This is a genomic window from Paraburkholderia sp. GW821-FHT02A12, assembly GCF_059422005.1.
Window position 1 is genome coordinate 4,248,535 of the sequence record NZ_JBWKWA010000001.1, and the last position, 18,359, is coordinate 4,266,893.

General features: G+C 59.6%; 12 protein-coding genes. All 12 read right to left on the reverse strand.

Going from position 1 to position 18,359, the window contains the following annotated elements; genetic code table 11:
* Positions 1–8 precede the first annotated feature (8 nt).
* The gene (gene rplB, locus AC07WT_RS19640) at positions 9–836 is read right to left on the reverse strand and encodes a 50S ribosomal protein L2 (protein WP_341314098.1); all 828 of its coding nucleotides are present in this window, start codon (positions 834–836) and stop codon (positions 9–11) included.
* A gap of 2 nt (positions 837–838) precedes the next feature.
* A complete protein-coding gene (gene rplW, locus AC07WT_RS19645; protein WP_007180135.1) occupies positions 839–1,153 on the reverse strand; it encodes a 50S ribosomal protein L23 in 315 nt (104 codons plus the stop codon).
* Positions 1,150–1,770 carry a 50S ribosomal protein L4 gene (gene rplD, locus AC07WT_RS19650; RefSeq protein ID WP_007180136.1) on the reverse strand — a complete coding sequence of 207 codons (621 nt, stop codon included), beginning with the start codon at positions 1,768–1,770 and terminating at the stop codon, positions 1,150–1,152. Before rplD ends, rplW begins: the two co-directional genes overlap by 4 nt.
* Positions 1,770–2,429 (reverse strand): 50S ribosomal protein L3, encoded by a 660-nt coding sequence (gene rplC / locus AC07WT_RS19655; RefSeq protein ID WP_007180137.1) that lies wholly within the window; start codon positions 2,427–2,429, stop codon positions 1,770–1,772. The genes rplD and rplC overlap by 1 nt, the downstream gene beginning before the upstream one ends.
* A gap of 201 nt (positions 2,430–2,630) precedes the next feature.
* Entirely contained in the window at positions 2,631–2,942 is a 312-nt protein-coding gene (gene rpsJ, locus AC07WT_RS19660; RefSeq protein WP_006998489.1) for a 30S ribosomal protein S10, read from the reverse strand.
* A gap of 155 nt (positions 2,943–3,097) precedes the next feature.
* Positions 3,098–4,288 (reverse strand): elongation factor Tu, encoded by a 1,191-nt coding sequence (gene tuf / locus AC07WT_RS19665; RefSeq protein ID WP_063497539.1) that lies wholly within the window; start codon positions 4,286–4,288, stop codon positions 3,098–3,100.
* 47 nt (positions 4,289–4,335) lie between these two features.
* A complete protein-coding gene (gene fusA / locus AC07WT_RS19670) occupies positions 4,336–6,438 on the reverse strand; it encodes an elongation factor G (protein ID WP_341314097.1) in 2,103 nt (700 codons plus the stop codon).
* 134 nt (positions 6,439–6,572) lie between these two features.
* On the reverse strand, positions 6,573–7,043 hold the full coding sequence (gene rpsG, locus AC07WT_RS19675; protein WP_006053291.1) for a 30S ribosomal protein S7: 471 nt from the start codon (positions 7,041–7,043) through the stop codon (positions 6,573–6,575).
* A 179-nt stretch (positions 7,044–7,222) separates the two neighbouring features.
* Complete coding sequence (gene rpsL / locus AC07WT_RS19680) at positions 7,223–7,603, reverse strand: 30S ribosomal protein S12 (RefSeq protein WP_006998493.1); 381 nt, start codon at positions 7,601–7,603, stop codon at positions 7,223–7,225.
* A gap of 210 nt (positions 7,604–7,813) precedes the next feature.
* Complete coding sequence (recQ, locus tag AC07WT_RS19685) at positions 7,814–9,661, reverse strand: DNA helicase RecQ (protein ID WP_492596240.1); 1,848 nt, start codon at positions 9,659–9,661, stop codon at positions 7,814–7,816.
* Positions 9,662–9,863: 202 nt separating this feature from the next.
* The gene (gene rpoC / locus AC07WT_RS19690) at positions 9,864–14,102 is read right to left on the reverse strand and encodes a DNA-directed RNA polymerase subunit beta' (RefSeq protein ID WP_492596241.1); all 4,239 of its coding nucleotides are present in this window, start codon (positions 14,100–14,102) and stop codon (positions 9,864–9,866) included.
* 21 nt (positions 14,103–14,123) lie between these two features.
* Positions 14,124–18,230 (reverse strand): DNA-directed RNA polymerase subunit beta, encoded by a 4,107-nt coding sequence (gene rpoB, locus AC07WT_RS19695; protein WP_494948166.1) that lies wholly within the window; start codon positions 18,228–18,230, stop codon positions 14,124–14,126.
* Between the last annotated feature and the right edge of the window lie 129 nt (positions 18,231–18,359).

An 18,359-nucleotide genomic window follows, 5' to 3' on the forward strand; every position in this document is an offset into this window, starting at 1 on the left:
CCTACTCCTTAACGCTTGTGACGGCGCTGGACGATCATGCTCGTCGTGCGCTTGTTGCTGCGGGTGCGATAGCCCTTAGCAGGCGTGCCCCACGGGCTCACCGGATCGCGACCTGCAGCCGTCTTGCCTTCACCACCGCCATGCGGGTGATCGACCGGGTTCATTGCAACGCCACGCACCGTCGGGCGGATACCGCGCCAGCGGTTCGCGCCAGCCTTACCGATTTGACGGAGGCTGTGCTCTTCGTTGCCAACTTCACCAATCGTCGCGCGGCATTCAACGTGAACGCGGCGGATTTCACCCGAGCGCAGGCGGACCTGTGCGTAGATGCCTTCACGAGCCAGCAACATCGCCGACGTACCAGCCGAACGCGCCATTTGCGCGCCCTTGCCCGGCAGCATTTCGATGCAGTGGATCGTCGTACCGACCGGAATGTTGCGGATCGGCAGCGTGTTGCCTGCGCGGATCGGAGCTTCCGAACCCGACATCAGTTGCTGACCAACCGTCACACCCTTCGGAGCGATGATGTACTTGCGCTCGCCGTCTGCGTACAGAACCAGCGCGATGTTCGCGCTACGGTTCGGATCGTACTCAAGACGTTCGACCTTTGCCGGAATGCCATCCTTCGTGCGACGGAAATCCACGACACGATAGTGATGCTTGTGACCACCACCCTTATGACGCGTGGTGATGTGACCGTTGTTGTTACGGCCGGCGGTCGAGGATTGCGAGTCGAGCAGCGGTGCAAACGGCTTGCCCTTATGCAGATCCTTGTTGACCACCTTGACCATCGCGCGGCGACCCGGCGAAGTCGGCTTAACTTTAACGATTGCCATGATTACTTGGCCTCCGCTTCAAAGTTGATTTCCTGGCCGGGCTTCAGGCAGACGTATGCCTTCTTCACGTCTTTGCGCTTGCCCATGAAGCGGCCAAAGCGCTTGGCTTTGCCCTTCGAGACCAGCACGTTGACGGAATTGACTTCCACCTTGAACAGCAGCTCGACTGCAGCTTTCACTTCCTGCTTCGTGGCATCGGGCGCGACTTCGAACACAACTTGCTCGTTCTTGTCGGCCACCAGCGTCGCCTTTTCGGAGATCACCGGCGCGAGCAGGACCTGCATCAAACGATGATCGTTCTTGCGAATCTCGCTCATGACAGCAACTCCTCGATCTGGGCGACCGCAGCCTTCGTGATCAGGATCTTCTTGAAGTAGATCAGCGACAGCGGGTCGGCGTAACGCGGCTCGACAACTGCCACATGGGCGAGGTTGCGCGACGCGAGGTACAGGTTTTCGTCAACCGTGTCGGTAATCACCAGCACGGAGTCGAGACCCATCGCCTTGAATTTTTCGGCCAGCAGCTTCGTCTTCGGCGCTTCGAGCGTCAACTCGTCGACCACCGAAATGCGGCCTTCGCGGGCCAGCTGCGAGAAGATCGAGCAGAGACCTGCACGATGCATCTTCTTGTTGACCTTGTGCGAAAAGTTTTCTTCCGGCGAATTCGGGAAGATCCGGCCACCGCCGCGCCACAGCGGGCTCGACGACATACCGGCACGGGCGCGGCCCGTACCCTTCTGGCGCCACGGCTTCTTGGTCGTGTGCTTGACTTGCTCACGATCCTTCTGCGCGCGGTTGCCGCTACGGGCATTCGCTTGATACGCCACCACCACCTGGTGGATCAGGGCTTCGTTGTAATCGCGGCCGAACACGACGTCCGACGCGCTAACGCCTGCGCCTTCCTGACCATTGGCATTCAGGAGCTTAAGTTCCATTATTTCGCTCCTTTCACGGCACGCGTCTTCACGGCCGGCGTAACGAATACCTTGCCACCCTTCGCACCCGGAACGGCGCCCTTGACCAGCAACAGCTTGCGGTCAGCGTCGATACGAGCGATTTCGAGGTTTTGCACCGTTACCGTGTCGTCACCCATGTGACCGGTCATGCGCTTACCCGGGAAAACACGACCCGGATCTTGCGCCATACCGATCGAACCCGGCACGTTGTGCGAGCGCGAGTTACCGTGCGATGCACGGCCGGATGCGAAGTTGTAACGCTTGATGGTACCGGCGTAGCCCTTACCGATCGACACGCCTTGCACGTCGACCTTCTGGCCTACTTCGAACAGGTCGGGACCGACCACGGTGCCGTTCGACAACTCGGCAGCCTTGGCAGCATCGATCTGGAATTCTTTGAGGATTTCACCGGCTTGAACACCGGCTTTGGCGAGATGACCGGCCAACGGCTTCGTCACACGCGATGCACGGCGCGTACCGAATGCAACCTGCACGGCCGTATAGCCGTCGGTTTCAACAGTCTTGATCTGCGTCACGCGGTTGTCGGACACGTCCAGCACGGTAACGGGAATCGAATCCCCTTCTGCCGTGAAGATACGGGTCATGCCAACCTTGCGACCTACGAGTCCAAGGCTCATCGTTTTCTCCATTCCCGACTGCGATTGGTCGGGGCTAATTTACAAAATGCCGGTGCCGTTTCGGGCATGAATTCATGCTGCAGCACACCGACTTTTTTGCGCAAATGCGCGAAAAGCCTTGCATTATAGCGAGGCTTTTCGTTTTCCGCAAGCAATCAATGACTTAGCGTTGCCCGATACTCTGGACAACCGCTGGGAGCCTTATTGCAGCTTGATTTCCACGTCCACGCCAGCCGGCAGGTCCAGCTTCATCAGTGCGTCAACGGTCTTGTCCGTCGGGTCGACGATGTCCATCAGGCGTTGGTGCGTACGGATTTCGAGCTGATCGCGCGACGTCTTGTTGACGTGCGGCGAACGCAGGATGTCGAAACGTTGAATGCGGGTCGGCAGGGGCACGGGACCACGAACGATTGCGCCAGTCCGCTTTGCCGTGTCGACGATTTCAGCTGCCGATTGATCGATCAGGCGATAGTCGAAAGCCTTCAGGCGAATGCGGATTTTCTGGTTCTGCATGACAATTCCTTGGAAAAGAGCGAGGCGGTGTTGCGCCGCCAGATAGTAAAAGAACGTAGAGCCGGGCATGGGATAGGAGTAAGCGCTGAAGCGCCAACTCCTATCGACAGGCGCCCGGCTCCGGGCACCACTTACTGCAAGTTCAATCCGCGATTTTACTCGAGAATCTTGGCAACCACACCTGCGCCGACCGTACGGCCGCCTTCGCGGATTGCGAAACGCAGACCTTCTTCCATCGCGATCGGGTTGATCAGCTTCACCGTGATCGACACGTTGTCGCCCGGCATGACCATTTCCTTGTCCTTCGGCAACTCGATCGAGCCCGTCACGTCCGTCGTACGGAAGTAGAACTGCGGACGATAGTTGTTGAAGAACGGCGTGTGGCGGCCGCCTTCGTCCTTGCTCAGCACGTACACTTCAGCCGTGAAGTGCGTGTGCGGGTTGATCGAACCCGGCTTCGCCAGAACCTGGCCACGCTCCACGTCTTCACGCTTCGTGCCGCGCAGCAGGATACCGACGTTGTCGCCTGCCTGACCCTGGTCGAGCAGCTTGCGGAACATTTCCACGCCCGTGCAGGTCGTCTTCACCGTCGGCTTGATACCAACGATTTCAATTTCCTCGCCGACCTTCACGACGCCGCGCTCAACGCGACCCGTCACCACCGTGCCGCGACCCGAGATCGAGAACACGTCTTCCACCGGCATCAGGAACGCACCATCAACTGCGCGCTCCGGCGTCGGGATGTACGTGTCCAGCGCGTCGGCCAGATTCATGATCGCCACTTCGCCCAGCTCGCCCGTGTCGCCTTCCAGCGCCAGCTTGGCCGAACCCTTGATGATCGGCGTGTCGTCGCCCGGGAAGTCGTACTTCGACAGAAGTTCGCGAACTTCCATCTCGACGAGTTCCAGCAGCTCGGCGTCGTCCACCATGTCGCACTTGTTCAGGAACACGATGATGTACGGCACACCGACCTGACGCGCCAGCAGGATGTGCTCACGCGTTTGCGGCATCGGGCCGTCTGCTGCCGAGCACACCAGGATCGCGCCGTCCATCTGCGCTGCGCCCGTGATCATGTTCTTCACATAGTCAGCGTGGCCCGGGCAGTCGACGTGTGCGTAGTGGCGGTTCGCCGTTTCGTACTCGACGTGTGCCGTGTTGATCGTGATACCACGTGCCTTTTCTTCCGGCGCCGCGTCGATCTGGTCATACGCCTTTGCTTCGCCGCCAAACTTCTTGGTCAGCACCGTCGTGATCGCTGCCGTCAGCGTGGTCTTGCCGTGGTCAACGTGACCGATCGTGCCGACGTTCACGTGCGGCTTGGTCCGTTCGAATTTACCTTTAGCCATGTTTCTCTTCTTTCAAAAAGTTAATCGTTGAATGACTTGCCGCGCGATTACTTCGACTTCGCGTTGATGATCGCTTCAGACACGTTGCGCGGTGCTTCGGAGTAGTGCTTGAACTCCATCGTGTACGTTGCACGACCCTGGCTCAGCGAACGCAGCGACGTCGAGTAGCCGAACATTTCCGACAGCGGCACTTCGGCGCGAACGATCTTGCCGCCGCCAATCATGTCTTCCATGCCCTGAACAATACCGCGACGGCCCGACAGGTCGCCCATCACGTTGCCCATATAGTCTTCCGGCGTTTCGACTTCCACAGCCATCATCGGCTCGAGGATGACCGGCTGCGCCTTGCGCATTGCTTCCTTGAACGCCATCGAACCGGCCATGCGGAACGCATTTTCGTTCGAGTCAACGTCGTGGTACGAACCGAACGTCAGGTGAACCTTCACGTCAACGACCGGGAAGCCTGCCAGCACGCCAGCCTTCAGCGTTTCCTGGATACCCTTGTCGACTGCCGGGATGTATTCACGCGGAATCACACCGCCCTTGATCTCGTCCAGGAACTCATAGCCCTTGCCCTGCTCATTCGGCTCGAGCGTGATGACCGCGTGACCGTACTGGCCGCGACCACCCGACTGCTTGACGAACTTGCCGTCGACGTCTACCGCCTTGCCGCGGATCGTTTCACGATACGCCACTTGCGGCTTGCCGACGGTTGCCTCGACGCCGAATTCACGCTTCATCCGGTCAACCAGAATTTCCAGGTGGAGCTCGCCCATGCCCGAAATAATGGTTTGACCCGATTCTTCGTCCGTTTGAACGCGGAACGACGGATCTTCCTGAGCCAGACGGTTCAGGGCCAGACCCATCTTTTCCTGGTCCGGCTTCGTCTTCGGCTCAACAGCCTGCGAAATCACCGGCTCCGGGAAAATCATGCGCTCGAGCACGATCGGGCTTTGCGGATCGCACAGCGTGTCGCCAGTCGTCGCGTCCTTCAGGCCGACTGCTGCAGCGATGTCGCCTGCGCGCACTTCCTTGATTTCTTCGCGCTGGTTCGCGTGCATCTGCAGAATACGACCCAGACGCTCCTTCTTGTCCTTGGTCGCGTTCAGCACCGTGTCGCCCGAATTCACAACGCCCGAGTACACACGGAAGAAGATCAACTGGCCGACGAACGGATCCGTCATGATCTTGAATGCCAGTGCCGAGAACTTTTCGTCGTCAGCAGCGCGGCGCTCACCTTGCTCGCCGTTTTCCAGCTCGCCGGTAACCGGCGGGATGTCGATCGGCGACGGCAGGAAGTCGAGCACGGCGTCCAGCATACGTTGCACGCCCTTGTTCTTGAACGCGGTACCGCACAGCATCGGCTGGATTTCGCAAGCGATCGTGCGGTCGCGCAGACCCTTGACGATCTCCGCTTCCGTCAGCTCGCCCTCTTCGAGGTACTTGTTCATCAGGTCTTCGTTCGACTCAGCAGCCGCTTCGACCATCTTCTCGCGCCACTCGTTGCACGAGTCGACCAGTTCCGCCGGGATCTCTTCGTACGAGAACTTCGTGCCTTGCGACGCGTCGTCCCAAATGATCGCCTTCATCTTCAGCAGATCGACGACGCCCGTGAAGTTTTCTTCCGCGCCGATAGGCACCACGACCGGAACCGGGTTCGCCTTCAGACGCAGCTTGAGCTGGTCGTAGACCTTGAAGAAGTTCGCGCCGGTACGGTCCATCTTGTTGATGAACGCGAGACGGGGAACCTTGTACTTGTTAGCCTGGCGCCACACGGTTTCCGACTGGGGCTGAACGCCGCCCACAGCGCAGTACACCATGCATGCACCGTCGAGCACGCGCATCGAGCGCTCAACTTCAATCGTGAAGTCGACGTGGCCCGGGGTGTCGATGATGTTGATGCGGTGCTCAGCGCGGTCGCCGGCCATGCCTTTCCAGAATGCCGTGGTAGCAGCGGACGTGATCGTGATGCCGCGTTCCTGCTCCTGCTCCATCCAGTCCATGGTTGCAGCGCCGTCGTGCACTTCACCAATCTTGTGGTTCACGCCGGTGTAGAACAGGATGCGCTCGGTCGTCGTCGTTTTGCCGGCGTCGATGTGAGCGCTAATACCGATGTTACGGTAGCGCTCGATAGGTGTCTTGCGAGCCACTTTGATCCTCTATTGGGATGACGCGATGCGAGAAAATACCCATCGCGCTGTAACACAAACGGGCGAGGCGCTTTGTAAGCGCACCCGCCCGGAATTTCTTTCCGCTTTTTCTGCTAAACCCGGGTTCGGGAAGCTTAGAAACGGAAGTGCGAGAACGCCTTGTTGGCTTCTGCCATCCGGTGAACTTCGTCGCGCTTTTTCATCGCGCCGCCACGGCCTTCGGCCGCTTCGGAGAGTTCACCTGCCAGGCGCAGGGCCATCGACTTTTCGCTGCGCTTCTTCGCGGCTTCACGCAACCAACGCATCGCCAATGCCATACGACGCGACGGACGCACTTCGACCGGAACCTGATAGTTCGCACCACCAACGCGGCGGCTCTTCACTTCCACCACCGGCTTGACGTTGTTGAGCGCCACCGTGAACACTTCCAGCGGGTCCTTGCCACCCTTGGTCTGGATCTGTTCGAAAGCGCCGTACACGATACGCTCGGCAACCGACTTCTTGCCGGAGAGCATCAGCACGTTCATGAATTTAGCTACATCTACGTTACCGAACTTCGGATCCGGCAACACTTCCCGCTTGGGGACTTCGCGACGACGCGGCATGTTTCTTCCTTTAACTTTTCAGTTGGAGCTGCTTATCAGCCCCGCGGCCACCAACTAACCCGATTCATCTCTAACGACTTACCAGCCTGGTCGGGTGACCACTTACTCGACAGCACCGGCGAATCCGGCACCACCGCTAATACCGCCTTTGCAGGCGACCTGAAACTACTGACTGGCTATTACTTGCCAGCCTTGGCACGCTTCGCACCGTACTTCGAGCGAGCCTGCTTACGATCCTTGACGCCCTGGGTATCCAGCGAGCCGCGAACCATGTGGTAACGCACACCCGGCAAGTCCTTGACACGGCCGCCGCGAATCAGCACGACCGAGTGTTCCTGCAGGTTGTGGCCTTCACCACCGATGTACGAAATGACTTCGAAGCCGTTCGTCAGACGAACCTTAGCAACCTTACGGAGTGCCGAGTTCGGCTTCTTCGGCGTCGTGGTGTACACACGGGTGCACACACCGCGACGCTGGGGGCAGTCCTGCAAAGCCGGGCTCTTGCTCTTCGTCGTTTCCGACGCGCGGCCTTTGCGAACCAGTTGATTGATGGTTGGCATTGTTTATTCCTGAAATTGAACAAAATCGACGCATCTGTTTCCGGGCAAAGCAGAAACGATTGCGCATCGAACTCCGGACCAGATCGCTCGCGCACGAATTGACTCCGCGCGCAGGCATCCCAAGAACCGGAACCTAGCATAATATTCCGAAAATACTAAGGGAGTCAACAGGTTGCGATGCTTCGCAGCCCTGCCGACCTTTCAAGGTGCTCAATCGGCGGCGACGACTTCCAGCAACTCGTCGCCGAAACGGTCGAGTTTGCGGGCGCCCATGCCCGGAATACCACGCAAATCCTCGATGGAATCGGGGCCGCTACGGGCGATTTCCGCCAAGGTGGCGTCGTGGAAGATAACGTAGGCCGGCACACCATCGCTTTTCGCCGTTTCGGTGCGCCAGGCGCGCAAGCGCTCCCAGCGGGCGCGTTCGCGCGGCCCCATACCGATCGTCGGGTCGGCGCGCTCGCTTGTGCGGCCAGACGATTGCCGCGTGCGTGTGGGCTTCACGTAGCGGCGCATCGTGACGTTCTGCTCACTCTTCAACACCGGTTTGCTGGCCTCAGTGAGCACTAGCGAGCCAAATCCTTCGTGGTCGACGGTTAGATAGCCGAATGCGACGAGCTGGCGAAACACGGCGCGCCACTCCGGCTCGCCAAGCGCCGCGCCGATTCCGAACGTGGTGAGCTTTTCGTGACCGCGCTGCGTGATTTTCTCGCTGCGATTGCCCCGCAGGATATCGATCAGGTGACCGGCGCCGAAGTGAAAGCCGCTCGCCCGCTGCGCGCGGAACACGCACGACAACGCCATCTGCGCTTCGCGCGTCGCATCCCACGTGTCCGGCGGCTCGAGACAGTTATCGCAGTTGCCGCACGGCTTGCTCGACTCGCCGAAATACGCAAGCAATCGCACCCGCCGGCAGGTCGCCGCCTCGCACAGACCGAGCAACGCATCGAGCTTGCTGGTCTGCACGCGCTTATGCGCGTCATCGGCATCGGATTCATCGATCATCTTGCGCTGCTGCACGACGTCGCCGAGGCCGTATGCCATCCACGCATTGGCCGGCATGCCATCGCGTCCTGCACGACCCGTTTCCTGGTAGTACCCTTCGACGCTCTTCGGCAAATCGAGGTGAGCCACAAAGCGCACGTCCGGCTTGTCGATACCCATGCCGAACGCAATCGTGGCGCACATCACAATGCCTTCCTCGCGCTGGAACATCTCCTGATGCCTCTGGCGGATTTCGAACTCCATGCCGGCGTGATACGGGAGCGCGCGCATGCCCTTTTCCTTGAGCCACTCCGCGGTTTCTTCGACCTTGCGGCGCGACAGGCAATACACCACGCCGGCGTCGGTCGTACCGTCCGGCTTCGAATGTTCGGCGCGAATGAAGTCGAGCAGTTGAGCGCGCGCATTGTCTTTCTCGACGATGCGGTAACGGATATTGGGCCGATCGAAACTCGAGACGAAGATGCGCGCGTCATCCAGCGCGAGACGGTGGATGATTTCGTCACGCGTAATCGCATCCGCGGTGGCGGTGAGCGCAATGCGCGGCACGTTCGGGAAGCGCTCGTGCAGCACCGACAGCTGAATATATTCAGGACGGAAATCGTGGCCCCATTGCGACACGCAATGCGCTTCGTCGATTGCGAACAGCCCAATGCGCGTGCGCTCTAGCAGTTCCTGAAAACGGGGTGTCATCAGGCGTTCCGGCGCCACGTAGAGCAGATCGATATCGCCTTCGCGCAGCGCGCGTTCGGTGGCCATCGCTTCGGCACTCGACAGCGTCGAGTTCAGATAGGCCGCTCGCACACCGACTTCCTTCAGCGCGGCGACCTGGTCCTGCATCAGCGCAATCAGCGGCGAAACGACGATGCCCGCGCCGAAGCCGCCCTCGCGCCGCACGAGCGACGGAATCTGATAGCACAGCGACTTACCGCCGCCCGTCGGCATCAGCACGAGGCAATCGCCGCCGCCGGCGACGTGCTCGACAATTTCGCCCTGCTGTCCTCTGAACGCGGGGTAACCGAAGACTTCGTTGAGGATTTCGAGCGGACGGGACATGAATTTGAGAGAAGCAGCGTAATGCCGGTGACACGAATTTTACCAACGCATTCGTGCTGCGCCCGCGCTTTGCACAAACGTTAGCCGTTTGGCCGACGAATCCACAAAACCGCACAAAAATGAGGCGCATAAAAAAAGCCGCTCAGTTGAAACTGAGCGGCTTCGCTGGCTGGTGAGCCCAGGCGGCTTGCGCCGCCGGGACTTACTCGCCTGAGTGCTGCTGTTCGGCGGCCGGGGTTTCCGGCGTACCGAATTCGAACGACTCTTCCGCTGCGATCTGATCGAAACGCTCGCGGTCGGACAGTTCCTTGCTCTTGCGTGCCTTGTGGAACGCGAGACCCGTACCGGCCGGAATCAGACGGCCGACGATCACGTTTTCCTTCAGGCCACGCAGATCGTCGCGCTTGCCCATGATCGCCGCTTCGGTCAGCACGCGGGTCGTTTCCTGGAACGATGCCGCGGAGATGAACGAATCGGTCGACAGCGACGCCTTCGTGATACCGAGCAAGACGTTTTCGTAGGTTGCCGGGATCTTGTCTTCCGCAGCCATCCGGTCGTTCTCGTCGAGCATATCCGAACGCTCAACTTGCTCGCCCATGATGAAGCGCGTGTCACCGTTATCGACGATCTGCACACGGCGCAGCATCTGACGGACGATCACTTCAATGTGCTTGTCATTGATCTTCACGCCCTGCAGACGATACACGTCCTGCACTTCGTCAACGATGTAGCGCGCCAGCGCTTCGACGCCCTGCAACCGCAGAATGTCGTGCGGATCAGCCGGCCCGTCGACGATCATTTCGCCCTTGTTGACGACCTGACCATCGTGCACCAGAACCTGCTTTTCCTTCGCGATCAGGAACTCGTGCTGATTGCCTTCGAGGTCCGTGATAACGAGACGCTGCTTGCCCTTCGTGTCCTTACCAAACGACGTCGTGCCCGTGACTTCCGCCAGAATGCCGGCGTCCTTCGGCGAGCGCGCTTCGAACAGTTCGGCCACTCGCGGCAGACCACCGGTAATGTCACGCGTTTTCTGCGATTCAACCGGGATACGTGCGAGCACTTCACCGACCTGCACTTGCTGACCGTCCTTCACGGTGATCAGAGCGCCGACCTGGAAGCCGATCTGCACCGAGTGCTCGGTGTTCGGGATCTTGACTTCTTCGCCGTTCGCGTCGAGCAGCTTGACCTGCGGACGCACCGTCTTCGACGCTTGCGAACCGCGGCGCTTCACGTCGATCACGACCAGCGTCGAGAGACCCGTCACATCGTCGATCTGCTTGGCAACCGTCACGCCTTCTTCGACGTTTTCGAACTTCACCGTACCACCGTACTCGGTGATGATCGGACGCGTCATCGGATCCCACGTCGCCAGTTGCGTGCCGGCCTTGATCTGCGCGCCGTCCAGCTGCAACAGCGTCGCGCCGTACGGCACCTTGTGACGTTCGCGCTCGCGGCCGTGGTCGTCGGTGATCATCGCTTCGCCCGAACGCGAGATGACGATCTGCTCGCCCTTCGCGTTGGTGACGTAACGCATGGTCGCCGTGAAACGCACCGTACCGTTCGACTTCGCTTCAACCGACGAAGCCACTGCTGCACGCGATGCCGCACCACCGATGTGGAACGTACGCATCGTGAGCTGCGTGCCCGGTTCACCGATCGACTGAGCAGCGATCACGCCGACTGCTTCGCCAACGTTGACCGACGAGCCACGACCCAGGTCGCGGCCGTAGCAGGCCGCGCACAGACCGTAACGCGTTTCGCAAGTCAGCGGCGTACGCACGCGCACTTCGTCGATGCCGAGGCGTTCGATTTCTTCGACCGCGTCTTCGTCGAGCAACGTGCCCGTTTCGTACAGCGTTTCCTGCGATTCCGGATTGACGACGTCAGCCACCGTCACGCGACCGAGAATACGGTCACGCAGCGCTTCGACGACTTCACCGCCTTCGACCAACGCCTTCATGGCGACGCCATTGGACGTACCGCAATCGTCCTCGACCACCACCAGGTCCTGCGTCACGTCGACCAGACGACGCGTCAGATAACCCGAGTTTGCCGTCTTCAGTGCCGTATCAGCCAGACCCTTACGTGCACCGTGGGTCGAGATGAAGTACTGCAACACGTTCAGGCCTTCGCGGAAGTTCGCCGTAATCGGCGTCTCGATAATCGAGCCGTCCGGTTTCGCCATCAGGCCACGCATACCGGCCAGCTGACGAATCTGAACTGCGGAACCACGAGCACCCGAGTCAGCCATCATGTAGATGGAGTTGAACGACTCCTGACGCGTTTCGTTGCCGTCGCGATCGACCACCGGTTCCGTCGACAGCTGTTCCATCATCGCCTTGCCGACCGCTTCCGACGTTGCCGACCAGATGTCAACCACGTTGTTGTAGCGCTCTTGCGACGTGACGAGACCCGACATGTACTGACGGTCGTATTCCTTCACCTTCTTCGCGGCGTCGCCGACGATCTGTTCTTTTTGCGGCGGTACGAGCATGTCGTCCACGCAGATCGAAATACCAGCGCGAGTTGCCAGACGGAAACCCGACTGCATCAACTGGTCGGCGAAAATCACCGTTTCACGCAGACCGCACTTGCGGAATGCGGTGTTGATGAGGCGCGAGATTTCCTTCTTCTTCAGAGGCTTGTTCAGCACCGAGAACGGCAGGCCCGGAGGAAGGATTTCCGACAGGATTGCGCGGCCAACGGTTGTCGCGTACAGCGAGATCTTCGGCACGAACGCCGGCGCACCTTCCGACTTGTCTTCGTTGTGGACCATTTCCGTGATCCGCACGTTGACGCGCGAGGCCAGCTCGACTTCCTTGTTCTCGTACGCACGCAGCGCTTCCGACACGCCGGTGAACGTCAGGCCTTCGCCCTTGGCGTTCACTGCTTCACGCGTCGCGTAGTACAGGCCGAGCACGATATCCTGCGACGGCACGATCGACGGATCGCCGTTGGCCGGGAACAGGATGTTGTTCGACGCCAGCATCAGCGTACGCGCTTCCATCTGCGCTTCGAGCGACAACGGCACGTGAACAGCCATCTGGTCACCATCGAAGTCGGCGTTGAACGCCGCGCAAACGAGCGGGTGCAGCTGGATAGCCTTACCTTCGATCAGCACCGGCTCGAAAGCCTGAATGCCAAGGCGGTGCAGCGTCGGCGCACGGTTCAGCATGACCGGATGCTCGCGGATCACCTCTTCGAGGATGTCCCACACCACGGCGGTCTGGTTCTCGACTTCTTTCTTCGCGGCCTTGATGGTGGTAGCAACACCCATCACTTCCAGCTTGTTGAAGATGAAAGGCTTGAACAGTTCGAGCGCCATCAGCTTCGGCAGGCCGCACTGATGCAGCTTGAGCGTCGGGCCGACCACGATCACCGAACGGCCCGAATAGTCAACGCGCTTACCGAGCAAGTTCTGACGGAAACGACCGCCCTTACCCTTGATCATGTCAGCGAGCGACTTCAGCGGACGCTTGTTCGCGCCGGTCATCGCCTTACCGCGACGGCCGTTGTCGAGCAGCGAATCGACGGCTTCCTGCAGCATCCGCTTTTCGTTGCGGACGATGATTTCAGGCGCCTTCAATTCGAGCAGACGCTTCAACCGGTTGTTACGGTTGATCACGCGGCGATACAGGTCGTTCAGGTCCGACGTCGCGAAGCGGCCGCCATCCAGCGGCACCAGCGGACGCAGTTCCGGCGGCAGCACCGGCAGCACTTCGAGCACCATCCAGTCAGGCTTGATGCCCGAACGTTGGAAAGCCTCGAGCACCTTCAGGCGCTTCGCGTACTTCTTGATCTTCGCTTCCGAACCCGTGTTCTTGAGTTCGGTACGGAGCATCTCGACCTGTTCGTCGATGTTGATCGCGCGCAGCAGTTCACGCACGCCTTCCGCGCCCATCTCGGCACGGAATTCGTCACCGTACTCTTCGACCTTGTTGTAGTAATCCTCTTCGGTCATGATCTGCCGCGCTTTCAGCGGCGTCATGCCCGGATCGATCACCACGTATGCTTCGAAGTACAGCACGCGTTCGATGTCACGCAGCGTCATGTCGAGCACCATGCCCAGACGCGACGGCAGAGACTTCAGGAACCAGATGTGCGCAACCGGCGAGGCCAGTTCAATGTGGCCCATCCGTTCGCGGCGCACCTTCGCCAGCGTCACTTCGACGCCGCACTTTTCGCAGATCACGCCACGGTGCTTCAGGCGCTTGTACTTGCCGCAAAGGCATTCGTAGTCTTTGATCGGCCCGAAGATCTTCGCGCAGAACAGACCATCGCGTTCCGGCTTGAACGTCCGGTAGTTGATGGTTTCCGGCTTCTTCACTTCACCGAACGACCACGAACGGATCTTGTCTGGCGAGGCCAGACCGATCTTGATCGCGTCAAAAACTTCAGGTTGTTGGACTTGCTTGAATAGATCGAGCAAAGCTTTCATCGCTTCTCTCCAGTAGTCCGATTAGTTCCGGTCCAGGTCGATGTCGATACCGAGCGACCGGATTTCCTTCACCAACACATTGAACGACTCAGGCATGCCGGCATCGATCACGTGATCGCCCTTGACCAGGTTCTCGTAAACCTTGGTCCGGCCCGCCACGTCATCCGACTTCACAGTCAGCATTTCCTGCAACACGTACGATGCGCCGTACGCTTCGAGCGCCCACACTTCCATTTCACCGAAACGCTGGCCACCGAACTGCGCCTTACCGCCCAACGGCTGCTGCGTAACGAGCGAGTACGGGCCCGTTGAACGCGCGTGCATCTTGTCGTCGACCAGGTGGTGCAGCTTCAGGTAATGCATGTAGCCGACAGTCACCGTGCGTTCGAACATCTCACCCGTGCGGCCGTCATACAGACGCACCTGGTTCTTCGACGGCGTCATGCCGAGGTTCTTCGCGATGTCGTCCGGGAATGCCAGATCCAGCGCGCGCGACATTTCTTCTTCCGTCGCACCGTCGAACACCGGCGTTGCGAACGGCACGCCTTCGCGCAGGTTCTTCGCCAGTTCGACGATTTCGTCGTCCGTGAAGCTGTCCAGCTCTTCAGCGCGGCCCGACTCGTTGTAGATCTTGGTCAGGAATTCGCGCAGTTCAGCGATCTTCGCCTGACGCTGCAGCATTTCGCCGATACGCCAGCCGAGACCCTTCGCGGCCCAACCCAGATGCACTTCGAGAACCTGACCCACGTTCATCCGCGACGGCACGCCGAGCGGATTGAGCACGACGTCAGCCGGACGGCCATCGGCCATGTACGGCATGTCTTCGATCGGAACGATCTTCGACACCACACCTTTGTTACCGTGACGGCCGGCCATCTTGTCGCCAGGCTGCAGACGGCGCTTGACTGCCAGATACACCTTGACCATCTTCAGCACGCCCGGCGGCAGTTCGTCGCCTTGCGTGAGCTTCTTGCGCTTTTCTTCGAACGCCAGATCGAACTGGTGACGCTTCTGTTCGATCGAGTCCTTGATAGCTTCGAGCTGTGCCGCTGCTTCTTCGTCCGCGAGGCGGATGTCGAACCAGTGGTAGTGGTCGAGATCTTCCAGGTAAGCCTGTTCGATCTTCGTACCCTTCGCGAGCTTCTTCGGACCGCCGTTCGCGACCTTGCCGGTCAGCATACGTGCGAGACGCTGGAATGCGTCGCCTTCCACGATACGCAGCTGGTCGTTCAGGTCGAGGCGATAACGCTTCAGCTCATCGTCGATGATCTGTTGTGCACGCTTGTCGCGCTGAATGCCTTCACGCGTGAACACTTGAACGTCGATGACCGTGCCGCTCATGCCCGACGGCACGCGCAGCGACGTGTCCTTCACGTCCGAAGCCTTCTCACCGAAGATCGCGCGCAGCAGCTTTTCTTCCGGCGTCAGCTGGGTTTCGCCCTTCGGCGTAACCTTGCCGACCAGCACGTCGCCTGCTTCGACTTCCGCGCCGATGTAGACAATGCCCGACTCGTCGAGACGGCCGAGTTGCACTTCAGCCAGGTTCGAGATGTCGCGCGTGATTTCTTCCGGTCCGAGCTTCGTATCGCGAGCAACGACGTTCAGTTCTTCGATATGGATCGACGTGTAACGGTCGTCGGCAACCACCTTCTCCGAGATCAAAATCGAGTCTTCGAAGTTGTAGCCGTTCCACGGCATGAACGCGACCAGCATGTTCTGGCCGAGAGCCAGTTCGCCGAGATCGGTCGATGCACCGTCAGCCAGCACGTCGCCACGCGACACGATATCGCCGACCTTCACGATCGGGCGCTGGTTGATGTTCGTGTTCTGGTTCGAACGCGTGTACTTGATCAGGTTGTAGATGTCCACGCCGACGTCGCCAGCAACGGCTTCATCGTCGTTCACGCGGATCACCATACGGCCTGCGTCGACGTAATCGACCACACCGCCGCGGAATGCCTGAACCGTCGTACCCGAGTCGACTGCCACGGTGCGTTCGATACCCGTACCCACCACGGCCTTTTCAGGACGCAGACACGGCACAGCCTGACGCTGCATGTTCGAACCCATCAATGCGCGGTTCGCGTCATCGTGCTCGAGGAACGGAATCAGCGATGCTGCCACCGACACGATCTGCGACGGCGCCACGTCCATGTACTGGATGCGGTCCGGCGTGACCATCAGCGTTTCGCCCGCTTCACGCGACGAAACCAGTTCGTCGGTCAGCGAGCCGTCAGCTGCCACAGCCGCGTTCGCCTGAGCGATCACGTAGCGGCCTTCTTCGATCGCCGACAGATAGTCAATCTGATCGGTCACTTTGCTGTCCACGACCTTGCGATACGGCGTTTCGAGGAAGCCGTATTCGTTCAGGTGCGCGTACAGCGCGAGCGAGTTGATCAGGCCGATGTTCGGACCTTCCGGCGTTTCAATCGGACACACACGGCCGTAGTGGGTCGGGTGCACGTCGCGGACTTCAAAGCCAGCGCGCTCACGCGTCAAACCGCCCGGGCCAAGTGCCGAAACACGGCGCTTGTGGGTGATTTCCGACAGCGGGTTCGTTTGGTCCATGAACTGCGACAGCTGCGACGAACCGAAGAACTCGCGAATCGCCGACGAAATCGGCTTCGAGTTGATCAGGTCGTGCGGCATCAGGTTTTCGCTTTCGGCCTGGCCGAGGCGTTCCTTCACAGCACGTTCGACACGCACGAGACCTGCGCGGAACTGGTTTTCCGCCAGTTCGCCGACGCAACGCACACGGCGATTGCCCAAGTGGTCGATATCGTCCACTTCGCCCTTGCCGTTACGCAGTTCGACCAGGATCTTGATCGTTGCGAGGATGTCGTCGTCTTGCAGCGTCATCGGTCCGACGATCTCGTCGCGGCCCACGCGGCGATTGAACTTCATACGGCCCACCTTGGACAGGTCGTATGCGTCTTCGCTGTAGAACAGGCGGTTGAACAGCGCCTCGACCGCTTCTTCGGTCGGCGGTTCACCCGGGCGCATCATGCGGTAGATCGCGATGCGCGCGGCCATCTTGTCCGCGGTTTCGTCGATACGCAGCGTCGACGAAATGTACGGGCCTTGATCCAGATCGTTCGTGTAGAGCGTCTGGATGTCTTTGATCTTCGATTCGCGGAGCTTTTCGAGGACGGTTTCGGTGATTTCGTCGTTCGCGTTGGCGATGACTTCACCGGTGTCGCCGTCGACGACGTTCTTCGCCAGCACGCGGCCGAGCAGATAGTCTTCCGGTACCGAGATGAACTTCGTCTTCGCGTTGTCGAGGTCGCGAATGTGCTTGGCGTTGATCCGCTTGTCCTTCTGGACGATCACGTTGCCGTCACGATCCGTAATGTCGAAACGTGCGACTTCACCACGCAGACGCTCCGGCACGAATTCCATCTGCGCGCCTTCCGGCATCAGCGTGAAATTGTCGAACACGAAGAAGTTTGCGAGGATCTGTTCCGGCGTCAGGCCGATTGCCTTCAGCAGGATCGTGACCGGCATCTTGCGACGACGGTCGACGCGGAAGTACAGCACGTCCTTCGGATCGAATTCGAAGTCGAGCCACGAACCGCGGTAAGGAATGATACGTGCCGAGAACAGGAGCTTGCCCGAGCTGTGCGTCTTGCCCTTGTCGTGTTCGAAGAACACGCCAGGCGAACGGTGCAACTGGGAAACGATCACACGTTCCGTGCCGTTGATGACGAACGAACCCGTCGGCGTCATGAGCGGAATTTCGCCCATGTACACTTCCTGTTCCTTCACTTCCTTGACGACCGGCTTGCTCGGCGATTCCTTGTCGAGCAGCACCAGACGCACCTTGGCGCGCAGCGCCGAGCAGTACGTCAAACCGCGCTGCTGACATTCCTTGATGTTGAATGCCGGCGGCGACAGCATGTAGCTGACGAACTCGAGACGAGCGAAGCCGTTGTGCGAGACGATCGGAAAAACAGAGGTAAATGCTGCTTGCAGACCTTCCGGCTTGCGTTGCGTCGAAGACGTTTCGGCTTGCAGAAAAGTGCTGAATGATTCAAGCTGGGTAGCCAGCAGGAAAGGTACTTGGTGAACGATGGGGCGCTTCGCAAAACTCTTGCGAATACGCTTCTTCTCGGTGAAGGAATATTGCATACGATCTCCGAATCACGGCGGGCATTGTTGTCGAGGCAGGATACCTTGATGAGACAACCCGAGTGTTCACCGACTGAGACCCGATGGCCGTCCGATGGCTTGAACGAGCCTAGAAGCTTGGTGGTTGGC

Coding starts and splice junctions, on each gene's coding strand:
- tuf (WP_063497539.1), bottom strand. CDS start 4,288: ATGGCTAAAGGTAAATTCGAACGGACCAAGCCGCACGTGAACGTCGGC.
- rpsL (WP_006998493.1), bottom strand. CDS start 7,603: ATGCCAACCATCAATCAACTGGTTCGCAAAGGCCGCGCGTCGGAAACG.
- rpoC (WP_492596241.1), bottom strand. CDS start 14,102: ATGAAAGCTTTGCTCGATCTATTCAAGCAAGTCCAACAACCTGAAGTT.
- rpsJ (WP_006998489.1), bottom strand. CDS start 2,942: ATGCAGAACCAGAAAATCCGCATTCGCCTGAAGGCTTTCGACTATCGC.
- rpoB (WP_494948166.1), bottom strand. CDS start 18,230: ATGCAATATTCCTTCACCGAGAAGAAGCGTATTCGCAAGAGTTTTGCG.
- rpsG (WP_006053291.1), bottom strand. CDS start 7,043: ATGCCGCGTCGTCGCGAAGTCCCCAAGCGGGAAGTGTTGCCGGATCCG.
- rplB (WP_341314098.1), bottom strand. CDS start 836: ATGGCAATCGTTAAAGTTAAGCCGACTTCGCCGGGTCGCCGCGCGATG.
- recQ (WP_492596240.1), bottom strand. CDS start 9,661: ATGTCCCGTCCGCTCGAAATCCTCAACGAAGTCTTCGGTTACCCCGCG.
- rplW (WP_007180135.1), bottom strand. CDS start 1,153: ATGAGCGAGATTCGCAAGAACGATCATCGTTTGATGCAGGTCCTGCTC.
- rplD (WP_007180136.1), bottom strand. CDS start 1,770: ATGGAACTTAAGCTCCTGAATGCCAATGGTCAGGAAGGCGCAGGCGTT.
- rplC (WP_007180137.1), bottom strand. CDS start 2,429: ATGAGCCTTGGACTCGTAGGTCGCAAGGTTGGCATGACCCGTATCTTC.